Consider the following 23,532-nt stretch of genomic DNA (forward strand, 5'->3'; position numbering starts at 1 on the left):
TTCGCGCATCGGCGGCGGTCGTTGCCGGAGACTGGCCGGCGCGCGGGAAGGAGTGTGGGGCCAGGTCGACTCTCCTTGTCGGCATGGGAGACGCGCAACAGTTCGGATCGAGTGGCAGAGGCATTACCTCCGGAGGCGAGCAGGCCGAGTCGCTGGCAGTATCACTGTTGCTCGGGCTGCTTGCCGTGAAATCACCTCCCTTGTATGGCTTCCAACTTGTGATCGACCTGACCGGTCTCCGGTTCGTTTGTCGTGCCACGTGTGAGAGTCACCAAGCTGAGGAGGGCTATCGCGCCGGCAACGACCATCACTATCGCCATCGGTATGGCGCTACCTTCGCCGGCGAGCCCCACCAACGGTGAAGCGAGGGCGGCCAAGGTGAACTGAAGTGCGCCCAGGATCGCGGACCCTGTTCCGGCGTACTTCTTGGCCTGCTCTGTGGCCAATGCCGCGGCATTGCCGAAGACGAAGCCCAGCGGCGAGATGGCCAGGAAGAGCAGGACGAGTGTGGGCACAAGTGATGTATCGGCGAGCGACACGACCGCCAGCAGAGCGGCACTGGACACCAGAAGTCCGGAGACCCCGACGTACGTCATCCGCAGCGGCCCCACGGAACCCGCCAACCGCACCGCGACGATGCTGGTGATGGTCAGGCCCAGGGCGTTGAGGGCAAAGATCAGTGAGTAGGCGGTAGTGCCGAGTCCGAGGATGTTCTGGATCACGAATGGCGAGGCAGCGATGTAGCCGAACATGGCGGCCATCGAGAACGCGAAGGCGGAGGTAAATCCGAGGTATCGCTTGTTGCGGAGAACGCGCCCGGCGTTGGAGAAGAGTTCGCTGACGCCTCCCTTGCTGCGAAGTTCCTGTGGCAAGCACTCTTTCAGGATGAAGAACGAACCGATCAACATGATCAGGTTCAAAACTGCCAACACCCAGAACACTCCGCGCCAACCGGCGAAAGCGATGACTCCGCCGCCTGCCAGCGGCGCGAGAACCGGTGCGATGCCACTCACCGCCATCATGATGGAGAACAGCTTCGCGGCCTGCGCTCCGTGAGCCGTATCGGAGATCACGGCGCGTGCCAGTACGACACCGGCAGCACCTGCGAAACCTTGCACGAATCGCATGCCGATGAGGAATTCGACATTGGGTGCGACGGCGCAGAGCGCGCTGGCGATCGTGCAGGCGAAGACGCCGATCAGTAGCGGCTTACGTCGGCCGAACTGATCCGACAGCGGCCCGATGACGAGATGGCCCACGGCCATGCCGAGCATGAACGCGGTGAGCGTCAGCTGAACAGTGGCGGCGCCGGTGTCGAGGTCCACCATCATCTGGGGAAAAGCCGGCAAGTACATGTCGATGGCAAAGGGGCCCTGGGCGCTCAGAAGCGCCAACATGGCTATCAGGGAAGCGGTGGTCGTCGAAGACTTGTTCACGGCGAGAAGAGACTCTCTTTCGAATCGATAGGTTTGTTATGTTCACATATGTATGTCTCCATGTCAAAATGGTGGGATGGACAAGGCGTATGAGACGGCGAAGACCCTTATGGAATTGGCCTGGTGGGTTCAGCGGAAGGGGCCCATCCGGTCGGGGCTCGAGCCACTACCGGCTGCTGAGCGCGCAGTGCTTCGATATCTGGAGCACCACGATGGAGCCGGCGTCACCGAAGTAGGGTCGGCGTTGAATATGAAGACGTCCAATGTTTCGGCCGTGGTCCGTGCCCTGAGCGAGCGTGGGCTGGTCGAGAAGTCCTCGGACCCTCGAGACAAGCGGAAGTCGTTGCTTCATCGTACGGATCTCGCCCGAGCGAACAAGGGGCGGATCGACGCGGCGGTAACCGGCGCGCTGGAAGAGGTGCTGGGAGAACTTTCTCCTGAGCATCGAGAATCCCTGTTCGACTCCCTCGAAGCTCTGAGTGAGGTTGCTTCACGACTTCGGCCCTACGGGTAGGGCGCACGAGATACCGCCGCAGACGTGTTCGTGTCAGCTACCGCGCCGCCCTGAGGTCATGGACGGGGCCCCGACGTCTCGAGTTGCCAACCCGACGCCTCGTCACGCTGACGCCAGAACTCTGCGAACCGGCCTCCGGCGGCAAGTAGATCGTCGACGGTGCCCTCCTCGACAACTCGGCCCTGCTCGAGGAACACGACGCGGTCGGCGGTGCGAATACTCGCCAGACGATGCGCGACGATCACGCGGGTGCGCGGGGTGGGGTCGTCCGTGAGGGCCTGCACGATCGCGGTTTCGTTTTCGGTGTCCAGTGCGCTGGTCGCTTCGTCGATGAGCAGGAGCGGTGCGGGTTTGAGGAGGGCGCGCGCGATGGACACGCGTTGCTTCTCACCGCCCGACAGTGCGGCGCCGCCCTCGCCGACGCGAGTATTCCACCCGTCGGGGGAACGTGCGATCACTTCGTCGACCCGCGCGAGTGTGGCAGCGGCGGTGAGCGCGGCGTCGTCGGAATTCGGATCGCCGACACGGATGTTCTCGCGGATCGTTCCGTCGAACAGATAGGGGTGTTGGAAAACCATCCCGGCCAGCGCGCGTCGCGAGATCGGATCCAGGGTCTCGGCGTCGACACCGTCGACGAGTATCCGTCCGGTGCGCGGTTCGTGTAGACCGGCGAGAAGCGTGAGAATAGTGCTCTTGCCGGAGCCGGACGGGCCGACGATCGCGGTGGTGGTGCCGGCCTCGAAGGTGAGGTCGACACCGTCGAGCACGGGCGGCTCCCCGACGTTGTACCAGAACCGTATGTCCTGCAGCACGATTCGGGGCGTCCTGCCGGTGAGGGCGCAGGTGCCGTCGTTGTTCGTGACGGGGGCGTCGAGGACGGCACGGATGCGGCGCAGAGTGGTCAAAGACGATTCGACACCACCGGCGATATCGCTCAGTGTGGTGAACGGGTCGAGGTAGCGGACGATGACGACGATGAAGGCGACCGCCTCGGTCACGTCGAGGTCTCCGCGCACTGTCAGCACCGCGACCGCACCGGCCAGGATCGCGAGCGCGAGTTGAGTTGCGAGGCTGAAGATGAGCTGTCCCGGAACCTGCATGAGCAACAGTCGCACCGTGGCCGAATGCTGACGGTCCAGCGCCTCGCCTACGTGACTGCGGCTGGGCTCGGTGCGTCGAGCAGCGCGCAGTGCAGGCTGGGTACGCGCGAATTCGACGATCCGTTCGGTGAGTGCAGCATTGGCATCAGAAGCGACGCGGTCGGCGCCGCGGCCGAGCCGGGCCGAGAGCAGGAAGGCGCCCAGCAAGATAGGCACACCGGCGAGCGCAGCAACACCGAGAACCCAGCTGATCGGCAGCAACGCAATCGCGATCGCAAGTGGCAGCAGAATGGCGCTGAGGATCGGAGTCACCAGATACACGATGAGGCCGACGAGGTCCGGCCCGGTGGCCGCGATGGCCTGCCGGTTGGTTGCGGTGTTCTCACCGGTGAACCACGTCAGCCGGATTCGTGCGGTGCGCTCGGCTATTTCGTTCTGGGCGTGGTTGAGCAGCCCGAAGCCGAGGTTGAATCCGAGCAGGGACACGAACATATCGACGATCCAGCCCGCGATCGTGACACCGGTGAGCGCGCCCAGCCACGGCCACGCATCGGACGGCGTGGTACCGAACAGAGCGCCGACGAGCGGCACCATCAGCACCACACCGGCAGCGCGAAGCGCGACGCTGACGACGGTGAGAAACACATGGGAGGCGACAGTGCGGCGGCTGCCGGGCGGCAGCAGTACGAGCAGTGTGCGGATCATCGGCTCGGCTCCTGGTCTGCGTCGGCGTGGACAAGTTCGTTCGACGTGAAGGATCCTGCATCCCACATCTTCTTGTAGCGGCCATCGGTGGCGAGTAGCTCGCTGTGGGTGCCGGATTCGGCGATATGGCCGTGGTCGAGCACCACGATCCGGTCGACGTCGACGATGGTGTGCAACCGGTGTGCGATCACCAGCACGGTGCGGCCGGCGGTGAGCCGGCTCAAGGCCTGCTGGACGAAGTACTCCGATTCGGGATCGGCGAAGGCCGTCGCTTCGTCGAGGACGAGGATCGGGGTGTCGGCCAAGATGGCGCGCGCGATCGTGATGCGTTGCCGTTCACCTCCGGACAACTGTGGATTCGTGTCGAGCACGGTGTTGTACCCGTCGGGTAGCTGCAGGATCCGGTCGTGGATGTATGCGGCGCGTGCGGCAGCTTCCACCTGGTCGTCGGTAGCGTCCGGTACGGCGAGCGCAATGTTCTCGCGCACGGTGCCCTGCACGAGTTGAGTGTCCTGGAAGACGAATCCGACCTGCCGATAGAGCGCATCGGCGTCGAGTTCGCGGATGTCGCGGCCGAAGACGCGGATAGTGCCCTCGTCGACGTCGTGGAATCGAGCCAGCAGAGACGCCAGCGTGGACTTGCCGGAACCGGAGTGACCGACGAGCGCGGTGATCGTCCCGGTATCTGCGGTGAGAGAGATGTCGTCGATCACGGGTGCGCCGAGCCGGTACGAGAACCGGACACGGTCGAAATCGACGGCAGCGGTGGAAGGCCGCGACGTTGCGGGGCTCTTCTCCTGGGGGCCGAGTTCGGGTTCGTCGAGGACGACGCCGATCCTGCGCGCCGCGAGCATCCCGTCACGCAGGCCGCCGACACCGTATCCGAGTCCGAGTAGCCGGGCACCGAACGTGGTGCCCAGGAACAGGAACGGAAGCAGCGTGGTGGGCTCCATACTGCCCGAGGTGATGAGCGCGGTACCGGCTGCCGTGATGAGCAGCAGGAAGGTGGCGGGCCTCGTCGCCAGGTCCATGAGTGACTTCTTGCCACTGAACGGGCGTTGCCAGCCGTCGAGGAACTCGATGTACTCCCACAGTCTCGCACGGAACGTGGATGCGGCTGCTCCGCCGAACACGCGAATCACCGGTTGTCCCTCGAGGTAGGCGCCTGCTTCGGAACCCATACGGTCGGCCCAGCGCATCGCCTGCGCAGTCTTGTTTCCGGACTGAACGAGCATCACCGTCATCGTCACGATGTAGACGAGGATCGGCACGAACATCAGAAGTGCCAGACGCCAATCCACTGCGAAAAGATAGATCAGCACCGCAACAGGGGCGATCACCGCGGCGACCGCATCGGTCACTGCGTGGGTCACGAGATAGTGCAGCGACAGCGTATCGTCCTGCACGAGCCGTTTCACCTGCCCCGAGTCGCGGGCCGTGAACCAGCCGAGCGGCAGTTTGGCGAGTTTACCCAGAAGTTGTTGACGCAAATCGCGTTCGAATCGAGCATCGACACTGTGCAGCCACAAGGTGAGGGCGGCCGCGAGCACTGTGCCGATGCCCATCAACCAGACCGCCCAGAGCCCGATGGTCCACAGTTCGGATTCGGTTGCGCCGTCCAGCATTCGTCGTGCCAGCTCGGTCAGTAGGACGAACGGTGCGAGCTGGATCAAGGTGATGAGCGCCTGCAGGATTCCGGCGACGATGAGAGTGCCCCGCAGCGGAGCGATCAATTTTCCTGCCGCATCCGCGTTCCACGAGCCTCGATTGCTTCGAACCGGCTCGGGTGTCGGTGTCTCGTCGAGCTGCGTGGGTTCGGGTTCGGCCGGCTCGGTGGAGCGGTAAGTGCCCATGGCTCGACCGTGGAACCAGTATGCCTGGGCGTGTATCTCGGACTTCGGAAATCCGAAATCGTCACGTAGCCGTGCCCGGACATGTTTGAGCGCCTTCGATTCAGGACCCGCCCACACCGTCCAATTCGACCAGTCGCGGTCTTCGATGGCCGCAGCCAGCGAAGTGGGTCCCTGCCGGGGAATCCAATGCTTGTGCATCAGACGATGATCGGGCATCGGAATGCGCAGATCGTCTTCGTCATGCTGTTCGAGGTACAACTCGATCGCGACGTCGTCGGGTAGGGCGCGGATGATGCTGCTGATCGCGGGAATCGACGCGGAGTCGCCGATCAGCAGATAGCCGGCGGGAAGCTCGTCGGGGACGTCGAAAGGTTTCGACCCGAACGACGTGATGCTGACGGCGTCGCCAGGTACCGCACGTTTCGCCCACGCAGATGCCGGCCCGGCCGGCTCGTGCAGGACGAAGTCCACGGCGAAGTGTCCGGTATCGGGATCGGACTCGGTGAACGTGTATGCGCGCTGGTGTTCTGTATCGGGATCGTCGGGATCGGGCACCCAGAACCGAAGCCATGCCGTCGGTGCTGGATCGACCTCATCGAACAACGTCTCGGATGTCATCCGTACGCGCACGAAATGCGGAGCGAGTTGTTCGGTACCTGTGACGACGGCGCTGTGGTCGCGGGCTCCGAACCCGCGCATCACCGCCCCCTGGAATCCCCGTTTGGCCATCAGATCCCCATTCCGGTGGTCGCCAGATCGGCGATCACCTGCTCCAGCGGTCGACCCGGTGGGGCGACCGACACGAGACCTCGGATTGTTGCTGTAAGAACGAGTTTCACGTATTCCCCGTGTTCGAAATTGGGTAGCTCGCGGTGGGTCTCGCCCAAGTCGGCGTCAACGGCCAGTTGGTTCGTGACGTCGCGTCGTTGATCCTCGAGACCGTCCGACCTGGCGTTCTGGTTGTCCTCGGCCACCGAGTAGTTGATGGAGTTTCCCGCGACTGCGCTGGACAGGGCGATGGCCACATCGGGTGCGTACCCACGCCGTCCCAACGCGACGACCTCATGGGTCATCAGCCGGCGACCCGCTTCTCCGCGTGGGAAGAGGGTCTGCATGTAGGTGCCGAGCCCGGGGTGGGCGAGGACGAACGCCCTGAGCTGCATCCCGAACGACAGCAGATGTCGGGTCGGGTCGTGTTCGGGATTGTCGTGCAGGACGAGGTCGTCCAACAAGCTCTCTCCGACGACCCGTTCGAGCCCCCAGCGGCCGTCGACGTGCCGGTACAGGGCGGTGGTGGATACTCCGAGTTCCGCTGCGACCGCGCTCAGGCTCAGGTGGCGCATGCCGAGTTCACGACCGACGCGGACGATGTCGTCGACGTCGATCCTGCGCATACGTTTAACCGGCTGAGCCACTCGCTCATCGCCCCGATCCCTTAAGTTGAACCCCATAACTTAGGGCAGTCTAAGTTCCTCTCCGGTTCGTGACAAGAGCTTGGAACGGACGCGGTACACGTCGGCATCTGGTTCAGTCGATTGCGGCCAGGCGCTGGACGGACAGGGGGAGCGGGGCATCGTCGGATATCCACGGCGCCGGAACGGGTGTCTCGGCGACGGTGCGTAGCGGTACCACTCCGGACCACGGGCCGGGGGTGTCCGTTCTCGTAGGTGGTGCATCCCGCACCTTCGCCGTCCACTGCCCGGGCAGGATGGGCAGAGCCAGTGCCGCAGTCGCCGCGAGTTGCTTGGACGTCGGGGCAGGCACTTCGCTGCTCCGTCCAGGAATCAGCCTGTCGGACAGTATGTTCAGGGCCTCGAGTGCCTCTGCGGCGCCGAGTCGTCCGACGGTACCGCGGACCACGGCCGACCGGTAGTTGGCCGACGAGTGATACAGATCTTCGGCGACGACGATTCCGTCGAGCAGCATCACGCTCACCGCGACGGGTGCCCCGGCCATGACGTGACGCAGTGCGCCGGCCCCCGTGGAACCGTGCAGGAGGATTCGATCCCCGTCACGGGCGTAGAGCATCGGCACCAGCCATGGTCGCCCGTCGAGCACAGTGGCGAATGTGCAGGTCGAGGCGGAATCGAGGACGCGGTCGAGATCCTCCCGATCGGTGCGGGCGCGTTCGGGGTAGCGAGTGACTGTATCCATGATGGCAACCCTGCCGGTTATCCGGACCGGAGAACAGATCCAGAATCGGGTCGGCTTTGGAGACCAGTATCTTGGACGATGTGCCCCGTGTTGCGACTCCTGTGAATCTCCCGTTGACGGTGCCCTCCGGCAGCGCACCGCTCCGGCACCGCATTGCAGAAGCGATCGTCGAACAGATCCGGCTCGGTCGCCTCGGGATCGGCGACGCTCTGCCGTCGTCTCGGATGCTTGCCGCCGAGTTGAGGGTGGCGCGCGGCGGAGTCGTCGAGGCGTACGACGAACTGGCCGCGTCCGGCTTCGTCGTCGCTGTGCCCGGTTCGGCAACCCGTATCGCCCCCGGCGCCGACGTGGCGGCCCGCGCGCACGCACAGTCCCATTCCGTCGAACCCGCTACGGTCGTGCCGCCGCGGCAGCGAACCCGGGTGGAGCCTGCCGTCGCCGACCTTCGCCCCGGGCGACCGGACACTTCTCTCATTGCCGAATCCGCGTGGCGCAGCGCGTGGCGTCGTGTCGCGAGCGCGGCTCCGGCGGCGGGAGGATCCGACTTGGCGGCCCACCCCGAACTGCGGTCTGCCCTCGCTGTGCATCTGCGACGCACTCGCGGAATCGACGTTGTGCCAGAAGAGCTGGTGATCTTACCCGGAGTTGCTGCGGCCATGCGTGTCCTTGCTGTGGCGGCCGAACTCGATGGACGCGACGTCGCCTTCGAAGATCCCGGATATCACCGGGCTCACCGTGCACTGGTCACCGAGGGAGCCCGCATCCGGCCTGTCCCCGTCGACAGCGACGGACTGCCACCACATCTGCTCGTGGACACCGATGCGGCTGTGTATTGCACTCCGGCGCACCAGTACCCGATGGGCGCACGAATGCCGGTCGCGCGCCGCGCCGAACTCGTCGCACGGGCGAACGCGGTGGGCATGCTGGTGATCGAAGACGACTACGACGGCGAGTTCCGGTACGACGTGTCGGCGCTTCCCGCATTGCGCAGCATCGACGGTGGACGCGACTGTGTCGCTTACATCGGCACCGCATCGAAGATCTTGTCGCCGGCGCTGCGACTCGCTTGGCTGATCCCGCCGGATCCATTGCGCGCCCGCATCGGCGACGCTCTTGCAGAATGTGGAGAGACGGCCAACGCGATATCCGCACTCGCGCTCGCCACGTTGATCGACAATGGCTCCCTGACAAGGCATCTCGCTCGGACTGCCCGCACTTATCGGGCGCGCCGCGCAGCGTTCGTCGACGCGCTGCGACTGCAACTCGCTGATCTCGAGGGGGTTCAGGTGGTGGGAATCGAGGCAGGTCTGCACGTGGTGCTGAGCCTGCCCGCCGGTATCGACGACACTGCGGTCGTGGCGGCGGCCGAACAATGCGGTGTCCGGACCACCCCGGTGTCGGCGCAGCTCTCGGGTGATCGTGGGCCACGAGGTCTGGTATGCGGCTATGCGTGCCTGCCGGAATCCGCGGCGGGAGAGGTGGCCGGGGTGATCGCAGACGCGGTGCGGCAGGTTGTTTCTTGATCGGCGGGCCGATCACGTGGACCGGAGCCCCGCCCGCAGTCGCGCCAGCGCGCGATGCTGGCCCAGAAGTACCGCGGCGACTGTCGTTCCCATGATGTCGGCAGTCTCCTGAGTAGACAGGCCGCGCCGCAACCGCAAGTCCAGGATCGTGCGCTGCCGGTCGCTGAGCGACGCAACGAGTTCGCCGATCGTGCGACGTGCGCGTAGTGCCGCGAGGGCCGTGATGTGGTCTTCGGTGGTGACTGGATGCATGACGGTGACGGGTACCTCGGATCGACGGATGTGTGTGCCACCCGGAGATCAGGGAGGGTCCGGGCGACTTTCCCAGTGGGCCACGAGGAGTTCCGGGCCAGCTGTGAAGAACTCGAGAATCGCCAGGTATCGAGCTCGGTGATTCACAGCAGACTGGGACTTTGCTCGAAGAGCGCTTGCAGGTTGCACGACGACCATGAACTCGAACAGGCAACGGGCACAGCTCAACGTGGCATGCCCAGACCCATCGGTTGCGTTGTAGGACAGGAGATAACATGCGTTCGAAGGTTTTCGCAGGACTCGTAGGTGCTGCAGTGGTGTCGGCAGCCGTGTTCGGCGCCGGGACGGCATCCGCGTCGACCGTTCCGAATGTTGTGGGAATGAACGAGACGGACGCGTACGCAACATTGGACGCCGCAGGCGCACCACATTCGATCATCAGCAGGGCCGGCAGCGCCTCACGGGATGCGTGCACCGTCACCGAACAGAGAGACCTGGGTTATCACACTGAAGCTGCGGGGGAGTGGAACAGCAGCACTCACTCGTACTACAGCAGCGATACCGAGGTGTGGGACGGCATCGGAGTTGTCCTGATCTGCCAGTGATCCCCAACCGCCGATTGCACCTCACCCCCACCGCTGGCGCGGAGCGCTCACTCATGTGGTCGCATCGCAATGAGGAAGGGCGTCAAACCCCGCTGGTAGAACCGACGAGGACTTGACCGATATCGAGGTGCTGGAGGTGGCACCGAACACGTTCGGCGAAGTCTGGTGCGCCTGCCGATTTCAATCTTTCGGGAAGCGAGCTTCTGATCTCCCTGGCGTGGTAGTAACGGAGTTGCTCCGCGATGACGGTTCGGACGATCTGCGGTCCGGAATCATCTATGAGTAAGAAAAATTCGTCGCAGGTGTAAATCTCGTACGGAAGGTCATCCGTTTCGGGGAGGCCCTTGGGGTCGTGCGTCAAAATGATGTCTGCCTGCGCATGGAGGGCTGCGCAATGAACATGAGCGTCACGATGTCGGGATAGTGGCCGTCCGGGTTGATCGTGAAATTGCGTACACGACCGCTGGCGAATGTGTCCTCGAGATTGCGCCGAACACCGCCGCATTGGGCATCGTCGAGAAACGGATTCTTCTTACGGAGGTGGTACTGGAACTCCACCATGATGTCGTCCGTCCACATCACTTCGAACATCGTCTGGCCGGACCTCAAATAGAGCAGCGCAAGCCAGTCGCGAAGTGTCCGTGAAAAGCACATTCGCATCGACCAGAACATTTGTCCCCTGCCCCCATGTCATACGGAGGATGGTACAAGCTGTCGGGGGCGCATGTTCTGGTCGATCGAGTTGGTTGTGTCAGTCCTCGATGCCGAGCTCGTCTTCGAGTGCGCGCAAGCGCTCGAAGGCATCGCTTTGCCGGCTTTGTTGGGCGTCCCTGTAAGAGAGGACATCCTTGCTGAACAGGCGCGTATGCGACCCGCGTTTGTGTGCGGCCAGTGCTTCGTCTCGCACGAGTTTCATCAGTGTGGGACGAGATATCCCCAGCATTTTCGCGGCGGTCGTGGTGGTGACTTCGGTGGGAATGCTACCCACCGTCACTGTTCCTCCGCGGCTGACTATGTCGAGCAGTTGGTTGAATATTCCAGCCAGCTCGGTGGGGAGTAGGAGAGGCTCTGTGTCCGATGTTGCGAGCGTGATCGTGTATCCGTCTTCGCTGTTCGATGTGCCGCGAGTCGCGTGGATCCGTTCGTTGAAGGCGCGAGCCTGCTCGACCTCGTCTGAGGTCAAGGATAGGACGGTCCTGTCTTCTCGGGCGATGTGCTCCGTGCTCACGGACTCGGCCTCCTCACCTCTATTGCTGATCCAATGTCACCACCGTAGCTAGTTGCAGAGTGTGGTTCGTCGATCGATGCCGCAATGTTGTTCGCGATCTTTGTCGCCACTGCCGGTGACACTTTCGCGTTGTGGCATCGACGCGCTGCCACGGCGAGACGATGCGCGGCTTCGTTGAGTGGGTGCCCATCGTGGGTTCGGACGCCTCGGAGGCTGGTGACCATCTGCGAAAGGCGATCGGTCGCCGTGCTTATGTGTTCCTCGCCGATCACACCGCGAAACACTGATCGGAGCATCCGGTCCTCGCGGTCGATACCGGCCCGGACGGGATCTACCGCGGATTCGCCTGAACTCGGTGAGGTGGTTTGGATACCCGTTCCAGGGTTGCTCAGCCGGCAGGCACCAGTTCTGGATCGTCGACAGGGGAGGGGGTCGCACCGCGTTCACGCACAACCGCAATTGCGGTGAGCAGCACGCCGGCTGCAGTCCACCCGGCAAGCACGGCCCACGGGAAGGCTTTGCTCGCGTCGGGGAAGTACGAGAGTTCCTTCAGCAGTGTCGCGCCCGCGCCCGGCGGGAACCACTGCCCGATCGCACCCCACGGTGACAGCAGGAATTCGACGGGCATCGTGGCAGCCGAGATCGGGTTGGCGACGAGCATGATCAGTACGGCGCCGACGCCGATGCCGGGAGTCCCGATCAGGCTGCGCAACCCGACGATGGGCGCGGTGATCGCCACCAGCGCCAGCCCGATCGCGGCGGCGTTCGTCCAGTAGCTGCCCTGCAGCGCTCCGAACATGCCTTGCAGGATGCTGCCGAGCAGCAGTCCGCCGAACACCCCGTAGGCCACCAATGCCACGATGCGGTGAGCCGATCGTCGAACCCCGAACGAAATGAGCACGGCCCCGGCAATACCACCGAGAACGAGGGGGAACGCGGCAACGCTCAGCTTCGCGCCGCGCGGGTCCGACTCGGAGAACGGCACGACATCGGTTACCACGACTTCGGCGTGCGGGATCGTGAACGGCGTCGACGCGGCGGCCGGATCGGCCGAGCGTTGCGCGATCGCGGCTTCGGTGGCCATCCGCATCTGAGCGTCGATCTGCTGCTGCATCCCGTCCGCGACACCCTGAAGCATCTGTGCAACTTGGGCATTCGCTGCTGTTGCGACGAGAACCTCGGGCGCTTCGGTGGGGTTGTCGCCCAGGACGATCGCGCCGTAGATCTCGCGTCGTTCGATAGCGGCGACCGCTGCGTCGCGGTCGTCCTCTCGAGTGAGGAGCAGCGCGTCACCCGACTGAGTCTCGAGCATCCCGGTGGTCTGCGCGACCGATGTGTCGGGGCCCACAACACCGACGGGCAGACCGTGCGGTTCGGAGGTGACGGCCGGCCACGCGAAGGCGAGGAGGACGACGCCGACGATGGCGGCTGCGCCAGCCGCGAGGGCGACGGCGCGTGCGATCGGCGGCATGCCGGTCGCCGGTGGGGTGGCAGTCATGGGTTCTCTCCTAAAACGAATATTCGTTCTTTATAGTGGGGTCGGTTAGAGTTACTTGTCAACAACGTGGCTGTGAGCAGGAGGAACGTGGTGCCGAGGGTGAGTGACGCGCATCGTGTCGCGCGAAGGGCAGAGATCATCGGCGCGGCTCTGCGATGCTTCACCCGCGCGGGCTACCAACGCACATCGATGGCCGACATCATCACCGAATCCGGGTTGTCGGCCGGCGCCATCTACAGCTACTTCAGTGGCAAGCAACAGTTGCTCGTCGCAGTCGCCGACCACGTCCTCGGCGATCGGCAGACCGCGTTGGCGACCGGCGGCGCGCTCGAGGGAGCACAGAGCCCCGGGGGCATTGCCGCGAACATCATGAGGACTCTCGCCGAGAACTTGCGCAGCATCGCGGGAGAGGGTTACAGCAAGGCGATCCTGCAGGTGTGGGCCGAAGCCACCATCGACCCCGAGATCCGCGAACTCGCCCACTCCGTCCTCGGCCGGCTTCTCGGCGCGGTCACCGACGCGCTCGTGGCGTGCGCGGAATCCGATCCGGATGTTCTCCCTGCCGGCGAGGCCGACGCTCGCGCTTGGGCCGTCGGGTACGCGCCGGTGGTTCTCGGAGTAGTCCAGGGCTTCATTGTGCAGCAGTCCCTGCTCGATGACTTCGACGTCGACGCATACATCGCCACGGCAGTGGGTACGTTGTGAAGCGGCCCGGATCGCCCTGGTAGGTGCGAACATAGGGCGCCCTGCGGGCGGCTGCGCCTGACCGATCGGAGACCCTACGGGTCCCTGTACTTGCCTTCGGCCCCTTCCCCAACGCTGCCCGGTCGCCATGCCCCGATAGACCGTCTCGGCCAGCGCATCTGGCCCCACGTCGCTGGTGACGTGCGGCTTGCGCTGAACCCGAACGCTCGTGTCGACCCGCGCGATCGGGTGCTCCACCACCAGCAGTGGAGACGAAGGATACTGGTGCCCAGTCGGTTTCGAGCCCCTGGCTTCGATGCAGGGTGCTCGCAGCGTCGATGCGCTGACGTCGGACCTCGGGGGATGAGCGACGTTGACCGGCGTGCCTTGGTTACCGAAACGGCCCTTGCGTACGCCGATGCTGAGAAACGACTCGAGCCCCTCGACGACACCGCATCATGCGGGGGCGAGGGGCCGGGAGGCTACGACGTCGGGAGTGGGTCCGGCGGGGTGAATGAGTGGCGACCGCGGATCGCGGCCGGTCGCTGGTGCACGCCTCTGAGGGGCGTATGGATAGACTCCACCGTACGGTGCATGACAGGTCCTTTGTCGTGTGCCCAGACCCCGGTGTGGTGTTGGCGCACCTGCCGGGGTCGACCTATTTCAAGGTCAGTTCAGGGATGGTCCCACGAGTCACGGTCGCCGTCAACTCGCACGGGTGTTCTACCAGCCCACGATGTCGGCGGTGTCCTGAGTGGACACGCCGTGCCGCGCTCGAAGATTCTCGGAGGACTCGTAGCTCACCCGTCGGGATTCGCTCCAGAGCGGCGGATCATGACGATCAGCGCATCACACGCCCTGTTGCCTCAGCGGAGGTGATCCGGTAGTCCGTGAGCGGGAAGGCTGCGGCCTCTTCGAATGCGTTCGCGGTCGACGTGGGCCGGAGCAACGCGGCCTCGCCGTGCTGGTTGAAGTAGTAGCTGCGGGAGGTGCTGCAACTGCCCCGGTAGAACACCGAGTCGTCGAGGTTGTCGGTCATCCGGTCGAGGAAACGGGTATTGGCGTCTTCGGTCACCTCGAACACGTCGGCACCCCGGTTGCGCATCGCACCGAAGAGGCGTGACATATGGGCCATCTGCGACTCGATGGTGGTGAAATACGACAGGCCGCTGTACGAGTAGGGGCTGGCCAGGGTGAGGAAGTTCGGGAACTGCGGCACCGTGACGCCCTCGTATGCCTGGAATCGGTTGTCGCGCCACCATTTGCCGAGGTTACGTCCTTCGCGTCCGATGATCTCGATCGCGGGGAAGTTGGCATCCCACAGGCTGAATCCGGTCGCCAGAATCAGGGTGTCGACCTCGGTCTTGCGGCCGTCTGCGGTGACGATGCCGTCGGCCTCGACCCGTACGATCGAGGTCGTTTCCAGGTCGACGTTGTCGCGGGTGAACGTGCGGTAGTAGCTGTTGGAGAACGTCGGTCGCTTGCAGCCGAAGTCGTAGTCGGGCGTGAGCTTGCGGCGCAGCGACCGATCGCGGACCTGGGTGCGGAGAAACAGCCGGGATGCCGCCGCGGCGCCCTTGTTCAGCAACTTGGCCTGCCGATAGTGCAGTACCGCGCTCACCATGATGCCTTCGAGCAGTCCGTCGCTGACTGCGCGGGCGACGCGCTGCGTGGCGGGCCTCCGTGCGAAGAGGCGCTGCACGACCTTCGGAATGGGTGCGTCGAGCTTCGGCACCACCCAGATCGGGGTGCGTTGGTAGACGGTGAGCGCGGCGGCTTCGCGTGCCACTTCGGGGATCAGCTGCACAGCGGTGGCGCCGGTACCGATGATCGCGGCGCGTGTGTCGCGCAGATCGATGGTGTCGTCCCAGGCGGTGGTGTGCAGGACGTGTCCGGCGAAGGTGTCGATGCCGTCGATGTCGGGCATTTTCGGCTGAGACAGGAACCCGGTTGCGGTGAGCAGGTAGCGGGCGGTGACCGGGTCGCCGCCGTCGATCGACACTGTCCATCGGTGCGCGTCGTCGTCCCACTGGGCGCCGGTGACGGCTCTGCCGAACCGCATGTGGCGGCGGAGATCGTATTTGTCGGCGACGTGCTCGGCGTAGCGTTTGAGTTCGGTGCCCGGCGCGAAGAGACGTGACCAGTACGGATTCGGTTCGAACGAGTACGAGTAGGTGACCGACGCGATGTCCACGGCGAGGCCGGGGTAGCGGTTGACGTGCCACGTTCCGCCGAGATCGTCTTCGCGCTCGAGGATGAGGAGGTTGTCGAACCCGAGGCGGTTCAGGGCGATGGCCGCACCCATGCCGCCGAATCCGGCTCCGACGATCACTGCGTCGAACTGTGTGCTCGAATTCATCACTCCACCCTCGCCAGATTATATGTCACCGCAAGTATCATATACTTTGCGGTCGTTGGCCACCCCCGCCGCGGTTCCGAAGGAAGCGTTGCGAACGGCGTAGGCTGCTGCGATCGCATTGTGCTGGAGCCGATATCGCTCATTGGTTTTGCTGATTGATCGGATCGGTGATGGGTCTTTGCGTCGTGTGCCGCGCAATGTTGGACTGCGGAAGTCCTCAGTTTCGCGAACTCGGATCCGTCATCGATGCCGGGTACCTCGATTGGAGCACTGCCGATGCGCATCGGAACGATGATCACCTACAGCGGTGGGTTCACCGAGACCGTCGCCGAGGTCGCCGACCTCGAGCGTGCCGGGCTCGACATCATCTTCATGGCGGAGGCGTACTCGTTCGATGCCGTCAGCCAGCTCGGCTATCTCGCGGCGAAGACTTCGCGGGTGCAGCTCGCATCCGGGATCTTCCAGATCTACACCCGGACCCCGTCGCTGATGGCGATGACCGCTGCCGGGCTCGACTACGTGTCGGACGGCCGGTTCGTGCTCGGGATCGGTGCGTCGGGGCCGCAGGTGATCGAGGGTTTCCACGGAGTTCCGTACGACTCCCCGCTGGGCCGCACCCGCGAACTCGTCGACATCTGCCGGCAGGTGTGGCGACGTGAACCGGTGCGCCACGATGGGAAGCACTACCAGATTCCGCTGCCCGTGGAGAAGGGCACCGGCCTCGGTAAACCGCTGAAGCTCATCAATCATCCGGTACGCGAACGTATCCCGATCATCATCGCTGCGCTCGGACCGAAGAACGTCGCACTGACCGCGGAGATCGCAGAAGGGTGGCAGCCGATCTTCTACCATCCCGAACGTGCGAAAGACGCGTGGGGCGACGCACTCGCGAAAGGTAAGACTGCGCGCGACCCGTCCCTCGGTGAACTCGAGGTCTACGCCGGTCCGGCCCTCGCGATCGGAGACGACGTCGACCACCTTCTCGACACCGTCAAACCGCACCTGGCGCTGTACATCGGTGGCATGGGTGCGCGCGGCAAGAACTTCTACAACGATCTGGCGTGCCGATACGGATACGAAGCGGAAGCCAAGACCATCCAGGACCTGTACCTGGACGGCAAGAAGAACGAGGCCGCTGCCGCCGTACCCGACGAGCTGGTGCGGGCGATCTCACTGATCGGCCCCGAAGGGTACGTCAGGGAGCGGGTCTCCGCGTTCAAGGAATCAGGTGCGACGACATTGAACGTCAAAGCTCTCGCCCCTGACTCATCGGGGCGTGTCGCGCAGATCGAGAGGCTTCGCGCCATCGTGGATGCGTAACGGTCGGGTGCCCTGATACGAACAAAGCTCATGAGACAGACGTGCGCTGTCGTGATCGCGTTTGTTCTGAAGGAGCACCATGAGGTTCGTCGTGCCTTACCTGCGGGTTCTGGCGGGAATGTTCGCCGGTGTCACGATGTGGCTGGCGATTGTCGAGATCGTCAACGGCAACGTCCCGGAGGCGCTCATCCAGTTGCTGTTCACGGTCGGACTCGGATATCTGGCTGTCGGTAAGCCCCTCCGGGACCGGCGGGCGAGGATCAAGGCTGAGGAGGATGCCCTCGCAGCCCGCGCCGAAGCGGGGCATCGCGCATTCCTCGCCGGCGACCCGTCGGCCGCGTTCGCACCCCCGCCGGAGCCACCGAAACCTCAGAAGATCCGCCGCGGCGTCGTGATCGCGGCAATGATCGCCGCCGCCTTCGTGCTCATCGGGATCATCGGCGATCTCTCGGATGGACTCGACGCGCCGTCCGACGACAACGCCACTACTACACCGCAGACCTCCACGCAGGCCACGGCAACACCGACCGTGCCTGTCGCGACGAGCGCCGCGACCACCGCTGCGGCCGTGACGCCCGCGGCCGTAGCCGTGCCGACACCGTCGTCCAAGGCGGCGAGCGCCCAGTCGGCAGCGATCATGCCGAACGTGGTGTGCATGGATCTGCAGGCAGCACAGGACACGATTCAGGCTGCGGGCGTGTTCTATTCGAGAAGTGTCGATGCCACGGGAGAGGGTCGCGCTCAGGTGTGGGATCGCAACTGGGTGGTCGTGGAGCAGTCGCCGTCTGCCGGCGCGGTGATCGGTGAGGGCGACGCGGTGCTGTCCGTCGTCAAGGAAGACGAGCCCAGCGGTTGCTACTGAGCGAACCTCATCTCTGCGTTGCAAGCCTTGATGACCCGCTCGCGTATCAGCATACGTACGACGAAGGGTTCGAGCCTCCGTGTGGACTTGTGTCTGCTATCGGGGCAAGAACCCACACTATCGAGTGAGCAGGTCGGCGATCATCCGGTGCCCCTCGGCTTCGTATGCGTAGTCGCCGACCTGAAAAGCCCATACGGCCGTTGCCACCGCCGCACGAATACGTTGCCGGAACCACGCTTCCGGTTCGCGCGGGTCGCTGCCGTAGCCGTCCAGGAACGCGTCCTCGGATCCTGCGACGCTGAGGAACTCGCGCGCGGCGAGTCGTTCGAAGTCCTCTGCGGCGTGTCGCAGGTCTGCGCGCCCGAAGTCGATCACCCTGACGGCGTTGTCGCTGTCGATGAGCCAGTTGCGGGTGTGCCAGTCACCGTGAGTGGGTACCAACGTCGTGGTTGGTGTGGACCAGGATCGAATCATCGCGCGTAGTTGCTCGACGAGGTCGGGTTCGACGCGATGCGGTCCGTCGAGCCAACGCAGCGACTTGTCGTTGGCCCGCTCCTCGTAGTGTTCATCCTCCACTCTGTACTGCGCATGAAACACCGCGAGCAGTCGTCCCGCCTGCTGGTATGTGTCCGGATCCGACATTGCGGGGTGATCCTGGACGAGTCGTCCAGGGAGGTATTCGGTCACGATCAGCTTGGCGTCGCGATCGGAGTGGAACATCCGTGCGGCGTGGCCCGTGGCGACCCACGGACCCGTCCACATCTCGTGTGCGCGAATTTCGCGGGCGATGTGGTGGTCGGATGCGCCGCCTGCTTTGACGACGAGTTGTCCGTCGGGGGAGTCGATGTGCAGGACGGTGGTCTCGACAAGATTCCAGCTCATGTCGGAGAGGACGTCGAACCTCGGGAACCGATGCTGGAGTGCTTCCTGTTGGTACGGGGTCAGGCGATGGAGAGCGGAGGACACGGGTGTAGACCATACGGAATCGGGCGCCCGCGAACGCGCGACACGGATCGACTCGTTCTCGATGACCTCGACGTTGCGGCCGGGTCGCGACAAATCGAAGAACCGTATCTGCGTGAAGACTGATAGATGCAAACCGCGAATGCTGATCTATCATTCCATTCATGACGCGTTTGCGAAGTTGCGTGACGGCGACTCTGGTCGCCGCCTTGCTTGCCCTGACGGGGGCGTGCTCCTCGTCGAGCGGCGATACCGACACTGCACCCGTTGCCGCGACGACAGATGTGTCCTCGTCGCCTGCGACGACGACCGCAGCGGTTCCTGCAGGATCGGTCCGACTCGGCGGCGCAGTCGAGAATCCGACGACTCTGTCCGGTGATCAACTCCGCGCCTACCCCGTGCAGACACAGGCAGTGACGTTCGACAGCAGCAAGGGCGCCCAGTCGCACACCTATGACGGGGCCGCGCTCTCGGACATCCTCACCGCTGCGGTTCTCACCGGCGATGCCGAGGCGCACAATCCCGACCTGACCTTTGCGATCCTCGCGACCGGCTCGGACGGTTATCAGGCCACCGTGTCGTTCGGTGAACTCTCACCGAACTTCGGCGCCACGCCGATCCTCGTTGCCTACACCGAAGACGGCCAACCCTTGGATGCACCGCGATTGGTGGTGCCAGGGGATGTGAAGGGCGGGCGCTACGTCAGCGACTTGACCGATCTCGAGGTGATCGACCTCAGAAACAACTGAGCGACCACGTATTTGTCCGCGCGTGACCAGGCTTCTCACAGGCGGAAGAATCCCCCTGTTACAACATCGACCACTACAGGAGACCTTCGGTGAACAGTCTTTACGGCAGAGCTGCCGCGGTATTGGCAGCAGCGACACTGGTCCTTGCGGGGTGTTCGAGCTCGGATTCGAGCGATACCTCCGCTACCACCGGAACAGCCGACTCGGCGTCGGAGATCAGCGGCGACATCACCGTCTTCGCCGCCGCATCATTGACAGCGACGTTCACCGAACTCGGCGAAATGTTCGAAGTTGCCTACCCCGGCACGAGCGTGTCGTTCAACTTCGCCGGATCCTCGGACCTCGTCGCCCAGTTGACCCAAGGCGCGCCTGGCGATGTCTTCGCTTCCGCGGACACAACCAACATGACCAAAGCAGTGGACGCCGAGCTGATCGCCGGTGAACCGACGAACTTCGCGACCAACACCCTCACGATCGTTACCCCGCCCGGAAATCCGAAGAACATCACTTCTTTCGCCGATCTCGCAAACCCCGACAACCTCGTCGTCATCTGCGCACCGCAGGTGCCGTGCGGCGCAGCGACGGCGAAGGTCGAAGAGGCCACGGGGGTCGATATTGCACCGGTCAGTGAAGAATCTGCCGTCACCGATGTACTCGGCAAGGTCATCTCGGGTCAGGCCGACGCAGGCCTGGTCTATGTCACCGATGCCGCCGGTGCGGGGGACCAGGTCGTGACCGTGGGATTCCCCGAGTCATCGGAAGCCGTCAACACGTACCCGATCGCGGTGCTGAGTGATTCCGCGAATACCGCCGCGGCCGAGGCGTTCGAAGAACTCGTCACGAGTCCCGAAGGCCGGCAGGTACTCAGCGCTGCAGGCTTCGAGGCGCCCTGACGCGGTCGCTGCAATACGGCCCCGCAGTTACCTCGACGGCCTGTGATCGGCCGCTTCCCACTCCCTGTCCCATTGCGCCATCCTTCGTCGTAGGCCGATCCGGTGCACGACGTACAACACGGTGACGGCGGTTCCCGCGGAGAGGAACCACACCGTGACCGCGAGCGCGACGCCGTCGAGTCCGGCATGAGTCCCGGACTGCGGCGCGGTCGTGGGCAGCGCGTCGGCGTCGACCCACACGGTGATTTCCTGACCGGCCGTCGCGCCGGCGGGAGTCTGCAGTGGCCCGGTGTGTTCGACGCCGTCGACGGACCAGTGGGCGGTGGCGTAGTCACTCGCGCGCGGGATTCGCGGATCGCCGTCGGGGTCGGCGGGGCGGGAATCTTCGAGGAGGACCGCGACCACCCGCTGCCGGGTGTCGCGCTCGCTCTGGGCCCGTTCGCTCGAATTGGCGTAATACACGGTGCCGATCGCCGCGGCGACCGGGATCATCAGCAGTACGAATGTCAGGGTCACTGCGACAGCTACGATTTCGAGTCGATGGAATCCGCCCATCAGCGGGTTGCGGCTCCACGGTGCGCCTCGCCACAGCCGGAGCATGAGGCCTACCTGTGCACTCGTCACGATATCGCCGGCCCTTCGTGCCTCGGGGATCTGTCGAATCTTGGCAGTCGCCGGACACTGGTCGTCCAGGACATTCACAAATTATCGTCTTGTCACTCGCACACTTGTGTGGGAATCGACCCGGGCGGTGCGGGGGACTTGGTAGACCTTTGTAAGCGGGCTGTCTCGTTTACCCTGCCGTCACAGCGTCCTTACCGGATAATCCCTTCTCGTGAGTGTCGGCGAATTCGAAGTAACCGCGGAGCGAGACCCGGTTCCTGCGGTGCGTGCGTTGGTAGTGGCGGCGATCACTGCTGCCATCATGGTGTTGTCGAGTCCGGCATTGGGCTCGGCGGATCCACAGATCCGATATGTCGCCCTCGGTGATTCGCGTGCGGCCGGACCGTATCTCGACGCCGGGGCGCTTGCGGACGGGTGCTCTCGGTCGAATCTGGGCTATCCGTCGGTTGTGGCGCAGGTGCTGCGCCCGCAATCGTTCACGAACGTCTCGTGCACGGGCGCACGCACCGATCACATCACGTCGGTGCCGCAACCGACTCAGGCCGGTCCCGTGCCACCTCAGGTCGAGGCACTCGCGCCGGACACAACCCTGGTCACTCTCAGCATCGGTGGAAATGACATCAGCTGGTCCAGATTGGTTTCCGCGTGCTACACCAGCGCCCCCTTGGTCGATGCGCGCTGCCGCACCGATCCGGCGGTGGCGTCGCGAATGGACGGCGCCCTCGGCGCCCTCGGCGCGAAGGTGACCTCGACCCTCGGAGTGATCTCCGGGAGAGCACCGAATGCGCGAGTTCTCCTCGTCGGTCACGGCGGCATCTTCGGCGCCCGCGGATGCTGGCCCAACATCCCCACCAGCGACGCCGACGCCGCCTTCGTCAGCGGATTCTTCACCAGAATGAACCGGGTGCTGGCCGGCGCGGCAGCGACCTCCGGGGCCGAGTTCGTCGATGTCACCGTCGGAGCAGAAGGCCACGACGCATGTGCGCTGCCGGGTAACAACTTCTTCGAGGGACGGCACTCGCTGTCGCTTGCACGGCAGTTGCATCCCACCGAAGCCGGGATGCGGCACATGGCACGACGCGTGGTGGATGTGCTTCAACGGGCCGGGTGACCCGGCTCGGGCAAGCGCTACGGCCCATAGGTGAACTACGGCCGGACGAGCACCTTGAGCGCTGTGCGGGAGTCCATCAGCCGATAGGCCTCGGCGACGTCGTCGAGAGTGGTCTCGGAGTCGAACACCAGGCCCGGGTCGATTTCCCCGCTGAGCACCTGCGGGATCGCTGCTTCGATGTACGCGCGAACGGGGGCCGGCCCGCCGTTGAGCGTGACGTTCTTACCGAACAGCGACCCGAAACCGACGGGCGCATCCTCGTATTGCGGTACCCCGACTCGGGATATGACGCCACCGGGACGCACGACCCCATAGGCCTGTTCGTAGGCGGGCATGTGTCCGACGGCCTCGAGTACGACGTGGGAGCCCTCGCCACCGGTGAGCTCGAGCACCTTTGCGATGCCCTCTTCGCCGCGCTCGGCGACCACGTCGGTGGCGCCGAAATGACGGCCGAGGCCGGTGCGGTCGACGTGGCGACCCATGAGGATGATCTTGTCTGCACCCATCTGCTTCGACGCAAGCACCGCGGACAGGCCCACTGCGCCGTCGCCGATGACGGTGACTGTCTTGCCCGGGCCGACGTTGCCCATGTGCGCGGCGTGGTATCCGGTGAGATAGACGTCGGACAGGGCGAGTAGCGACGGGAGTAGTTTCTCGTCGACGTCGCCTGGGATAGGGACGAGAGTGCCCGAGGCCTGCGGTACGCGGACCTTCTCGGCCTGCGCTCCACCGACACCGCCCGCGCCGTACCAGCCGCCGTGCTTGCACGCGGTGTGGAAACCCTCCCGGCAGAACTTGCAGGTGTTGTCGGAGAAGGCGAATGGTGAGATCACCAGGTCGCCGACCTTCAGCCCGGTCACCTCGGACCCGAGTTCCTCGACGACGCCGATGAACTCGTGTCCCATCGGAACGCCCTCGTCGCCCGTGGGCATCGAGTGGTAGGGGTGCAGATCGGATCCGCACACGCAGGCCAGAGTGATTCGGACGAGTGCGTCGGTCGGCTGCGCGATCGTGGGGTCGGGGACTTCCTCGATTCGCACGTCGCCGGCGCCGTACATGAATGTTGCTCGCATGAAGAAGAATTCCTGCCTGTGTAGTC

22 protein-coding genes are annotated in these 23,532 nt (G+C 64.4%); 9 read left to right on the top strand and 13 right to left on the bottom strand.

Annotation, left to right across the window (positions count from 1 at the left end; translation table 11 throughout):
• Positions 1–191: 191 nt before the first annotated feature.
• A complete protein-coding gene (locus tag EV641_RS21170) occupies positions 192–1,436 on the bottom strand; it encodes a multidrug effflux MFS transporter (protein ID WP_277874516.1) in 1,245 nt (414 codons plus the stop codon).
• A 76-nt stretch (positions 1,437–1,512) separates the two neighbouring features.
• Between EV641_RS21170 and EV641_RS21175 the strand changes: the two genes are divergently transcribed.
• Complete coding sequence (locus EV641_RS21175) at positions 1,513–1,950, top strand: MarR family transcriptional regulator (RefSeq protein WP_158289203.1); 438 nt, start codon at positions 1,513–1,515, stop codon at positions 1,948–1,950.
• A 56-nt stretch (positions 1,951–2,006) separates the two neighbouring features.
• Here the strand turns inward: EV641_RS21175 and EV641_RS21180 are convergent, their stop codons facing one another.
• The 4 genes from EV641_RS21180 to EV641_RS21195 all read right to left on the bottom strand — a co-directional run bounded on the left by EV641_RS21180 (position 2,007) and on the right by EV641_RS21195 (position 7,762).
• Positions 2,007–3,755, bottom strand: a complete 1,749-nt coding sequence (locus tag EV641_RS21180; protein ID WP_132474300.1) for an ABC transporter ATP-binding protein — start codon at positions 3,753–3,755, stop codon at positions 2,007–2,009.
• Positions 3,752–6,337: an ABC transporter ATP-binding protein/permease gene (locus EV641_RS21185; RefSeq protein WP_199233345.1), complete on the bottom strand. Its 2,586-nt coding sequence runs from the start codon at positions 6,335–6,337 to the stop codon at positions 3,752–3,754. The genes EV641_RS21180 and EV641_RS21185 overlap by 4 nt, the downstream gene beginning before the upstream one ends.
• A complete protein-coding gene (locus tag EV641_RS21190) occupies positions 6,337–7,023 on the bottom strand; it encodes a TetR/AcrR family transcriptional regulator (protein WP_132474302.1) in 687 nt (228 codons plus the stop codon). Before EV641_RS21190 ends, EV641_RS21185 begins: the two co-directional genes overlap by 1 nt.
• A 112-nt stretch (positions 7,024–7,135) precedes the next feature.
• Entirely contained in the window at positions 7,136–7,762 is a 627-nt protein-coding gene (locus EV641_RS21195; protein ID WP_054712942.1) for a pyridoxamine 5'-phosphate oxidase family protein, read from the bottom strand.
• Positions 7,763–7,842: 80 nt separating this feature from the next.
• Between EV641_RS21195 and EV641_RS21200 the strand changes: the two genes are divergently transcribed.
• Entirely contained in the window at positions 7,843–9,285 is a 1,443-nt protein-coding gene (locus EV641_RS21200) for a PLP-dependent aminotransferase family protein (protein WP_132474304.1), read from the top strand.
• Between the two features lie 12 nt (positions 9,286–9,297).
• Here EV641_RS21200 and EV641_RS21205 read toward each other — a convergent pair whose 3' ends face one another.
• Positions 9,298–9,537 carry a sigma factor-like helix-turn-helix DNA-binding protein gene (locus EV641_RS21205; RefSeq protein WP_132474306.1) on the bottom strand — a complete coding sequence of 80 codons (240 nt, stop codon included), beginning with the start codon at positions 9,535–9,537 and terminating at the stop codon, positions 9,298–9,300.
• Positions 9,538–9,812: 275 nt separating this feature from the next.
• On the opposite strand from EV641_RS21205, the gene EV641_RS21210 reads away from it, so the two are divergent.
• Positions 9,813–10,142 carry a PASTA domain-containing protein gene (locus tag EV641_RS21210; RefSeq protein WP_054718913.1) on the top strand — a complete coding sequence of 110 codons (330 nt, stop codon included), beginning with the start codon at positions 9,813–9,815 and terminating at the stop codon, positions 10,140–10,142.
• A 357-nt stretch (positions 10,143–10,499) separates the two neighbouring features.
• Here EV641_RS21210 and EV641_RS21215 read toward each other — a convergent pair whose 3' ends face one another.
• From EV641_RS21215 to EV641_RS21225, 3 genes are all read right to left on the bottom strand, one after another.
• Entirely contained in the window at positions 10,500–10,733 is a 234-nt protein-coding gene (locus EV641_RS21215) for a hypothetical protein (protein WP_132474308.1), read from the bottom strand.
• Positions 10,734–10,893: 160 nt separating this feature from the next.
• Positions 10,894–11,325: a helix-turn-helix domain-containing protein gene (locus EV641_RS21220; RefSeq protein WP_241997387.1), complete on the bottom strand. Its 432-nt coding sequence runs from the start codon at positions 11,323–11,325 to the stop codon at positions 10,894–10,896.
• A gap of 433 nt (positions 11,326–11,758) precedes the next feature.
• Positions 11,759–12,868: a hypothetical protein gene (locus EV641_RS21225; RefSeq protein ID WP_132474310.1), complete on the bottom strand. Its 1,110-nt coding sequence runs from the start codon at positions 12,866–12,868 to the stop codon at positions 11,759–11,761.
• 99 nt (positions 12,869–12,967) lie between these two features.
• Between EV641_RS21225 and EV641_RS21230 the strand changes: the two genes are divergently transcribed.
• Positions 12,968–13,573 (top strand): TetR/AcrR family transcriptional regulator, encoded by a 606-nt coding sequence (locus EV641_RS21230; protein ID WP_054718519.1) that lies wholly within the window; start codon positions 12,968–12,970, stop codon positions 13,571–13,573.
• Positions 13,574–14,393: 820 nt separating this feature from the next.
• On the opposite strand, the gene EV641_RS21235 is transcribed toward EV641_RS21230, so the two are convergent.
• Complete coding sequence (locus EV641_RS21235; RefSeq protein WP_054718523.1) at positions 14,394–15,911, bottom strand: NAD(P)/FAD-dependent oxidoreductase; 1,518 nt, start codon at positions 15,909–15,911, stop codon at positions 14,394–14,396.
• A gap of 276 nt (positions 15,912–16,187) precedes the next feature.
• Between EV641_RS21235 and EV641_RS21240 the strand changes: the two genes are divergently transcribed.
• Both EV641_RS21240 and EV641_RS21245 read left to right on the top strand, forming a co-directional pair.
• A complete protein-coding gene (locus EV641_RS21240) occupies positions 16,188–17,231 on the top strand; it encodes an LLM class F420-dependent oxidoreductase (protein ID WP_054718526.1) in 1,044 nt (347 codons plus the stop codon).
• A 79-nt stretch (positions 17,232–17,310) separates the two neighbouring features.
• Positions 17,311–18,093, top strand: coding sequence for a PASTA domain-containing protein (locus EV641_RS21245; RefSeq protein WP_132474314.1), 783 nt, complete (start codon positions 17,311–17,313; stop codon positions 18,091–18,093).
• Between the two features lie 117 nt (positions 18,094–18,210).
• Here the strand turns inward: EV641_RS21245 and EV641_RS21250 are convergent, their stop codons facing one another.
• Positions 18,211–19,059: a phosphotransferase gene (locus EV641_RS21250; protein ID WP_054716565.1), complete on the bottom strand. Its 849-nt coding sequence runs from the start codon at positions 19,057–19,059 to the stop codon at positions 18,211–18,213.
• Positions 19,060–19,220: 161 nt separating this feature from the next.
• Between EV641_RS21250 and EV641_RS21255 the strand changes: the two genes are divergently transcribed.
• Positions 19,221–19,805 carry a molybdopterin-dependent oxidoreductase gene (locus EV641_RS21255; RefSeq protein WP_132474316.1) on the top strand — a complete coding sequence of 195 codons (585 nt, stop codon included), beginning with the start codon at positions 19,221–19,223 and terminating at the stop codon, positions 19,803–19,805.
• Positions 19,806–19,894: 89 nt separating this feature from the next.
• The gene (gene modA / locus EV641_RS21260; RefSeq protein WP_054716553.1) at positions 19,895–20,698 is read left to right on the top strand and encodes a molybdate ABC transporter substrate-binding protein; all 804 of its coding nucleotides are present in this window, start codon (positions 19,895–19,897) and stop codon (positions 20,696–20,698) included.
• 27 nt (positions 20,699–20,725) lie between these two features.
• Here modA and EV641_RS21265 read toward each other — a convergent pair whose 3' ends face one another.
• Positions 20,726–21,322 carry a hypothetical protein gene (locus EV641_RS21265; RefSeq protein ID WP_132474318.1) on the bottom strand — a complete coding sequence of 199 codons (597 nt, stop codon included), beginning with the start codon at positions 21,320–21,322 and terminating at the stop codon, positions 20,726–20,728.
• A gap of 211 nt (positions 21,323–21,533) precedes the next feature.
• Between EV641_RS21265 and EV641_RS21270 the strand changes: the two genes are divergently transcribed.
• Complete coding sequence (locus tag EV641_RS21270) at positions 21,534–22,433, top strand: SGNH/GDSL hydrolase family protein (RefSeq protein WP_241997388.1); 900 nt, start codon at positions 21,534–21,536, stop codon at positions 22,431–22,433.
• Positions 22,434–22,468: 35 nt separating this feature from the next.
• On the opposite strand, the gene EV641_RS21275 is transcribed toward EV641_RS21270, so the two are convergent.
• Positions 22,469–23,506 carry an alcohol dehydrogenase catalytic domain-containing protein gene (locus EV641_RS21275; RefSeq protein ID WP_199233346.1) on the bottom strand — a complete coding sequence of 346 codons (1,038 nt, stop codon included), beginning with the start codon at positions 23,504–23,506 and terminating at the stop codon, positions 22,469–22,471.
• Between the last annotated feature and the right edge of the window lie 26 nt (positions 23,507–23,532).

It is taken from the genome of Rhodococcus sp. SMB37 (assembly GCF_004345605.1).
In the GTDB taxonomy this organism is placed as follows: Bacteria; Actinomycetota; Actinomycetes; order Mycobacteriales; family Mycobacteriaceae; genus Rhodococcus.

Coding starts and splice junctions, on each gene's coding strand:
- EV641_RS21175 (WP_158289203.1), top strand. CDS start 1,513: ATGGACAAGGCGTATGAGACGGCGAAGACCCTTATGGAATTGGCCTGG.
- EV641_RS21180 (WP_132474300.1), bottom strand. CDS start 3,755: ATGATCCGCACACTGCTCGTACTGCTGCCGCCCGGCAGCCGCCGCACT.
- EV641_RS21185 (WP_199233345.1), bottom strand. CDS start 6,337: ATGGCCAAACGGGGATTCCAGGGGGCGGTGATGCGCGGGTTCGGAGCC.
- EV641_RS21195 (WP_054712942.1), bottom strand. CDS start 7,762: ATGGATACAGTCACTCGCTACCCCGAACGCGCCCGCACCGATCGGGAG.
- EV641_RS21205 (WP_132474306.1), bottom strand. CDS start 9,537: ATGCATCCAGTCACCACCGAAGACCACATCACGGCCCTCGCGGCACTA.
- EV641_RS21210 (WP_054718913.1), top strand. CDS start 9,813: ATGCGTTCGAAGGTTTTCGCAGGACTCGTAGGTGCTGCAGTGGTGTCG.
- EV641_RS21215 (WP_132474308.1), bottom strand. CDS start 10,733: ATGTTCGAAGTGATGTGGACGGACGACATCATGGTGGAGTTCCAGTAC.
- EV641_RS21225 (WP_132474310.1), bottom strand. CDS start 12,868: ATGACTGCCACCCCACCGGCGACCGGCATGCCGCCGATCGCACGCGCC.
- EV641_RS21235 (WP_054718523.1), bottom strand. CDS start 15,911: ATGAATTCGAGCACACAGTTCGACGCAGTGATCGTCGGAGCCGGATTC.
- EV641_RS21240 (WP_054718526.1), top strand. CDS start 16,188: ATGCGCATCGGAACGATGATCACCTACAGCGGTGGGTTCACCGAGACC.
- EV641_RS21245 (WP_132474314.1), top strand. CDS start 17,311: ATGAGGTTCGTCGTGCCTTACCTGCGGGTTCTGGCGGGAATGTTCGCC.
- EV641_RS21255 (WP_132474316.1), top strand. CDS start 19,221: ATGACGCGTTTGCGAAGTTGCGTGACGGCGACTCTGGTCGCCGCCTTG.
- EV641_RS21275 (WP_199233346.1), bottom strand. CDS start 23,506: ATGCGAGCAACATTCATGTACGGCGCCGGCGACGTGCGAATCGAGGAA.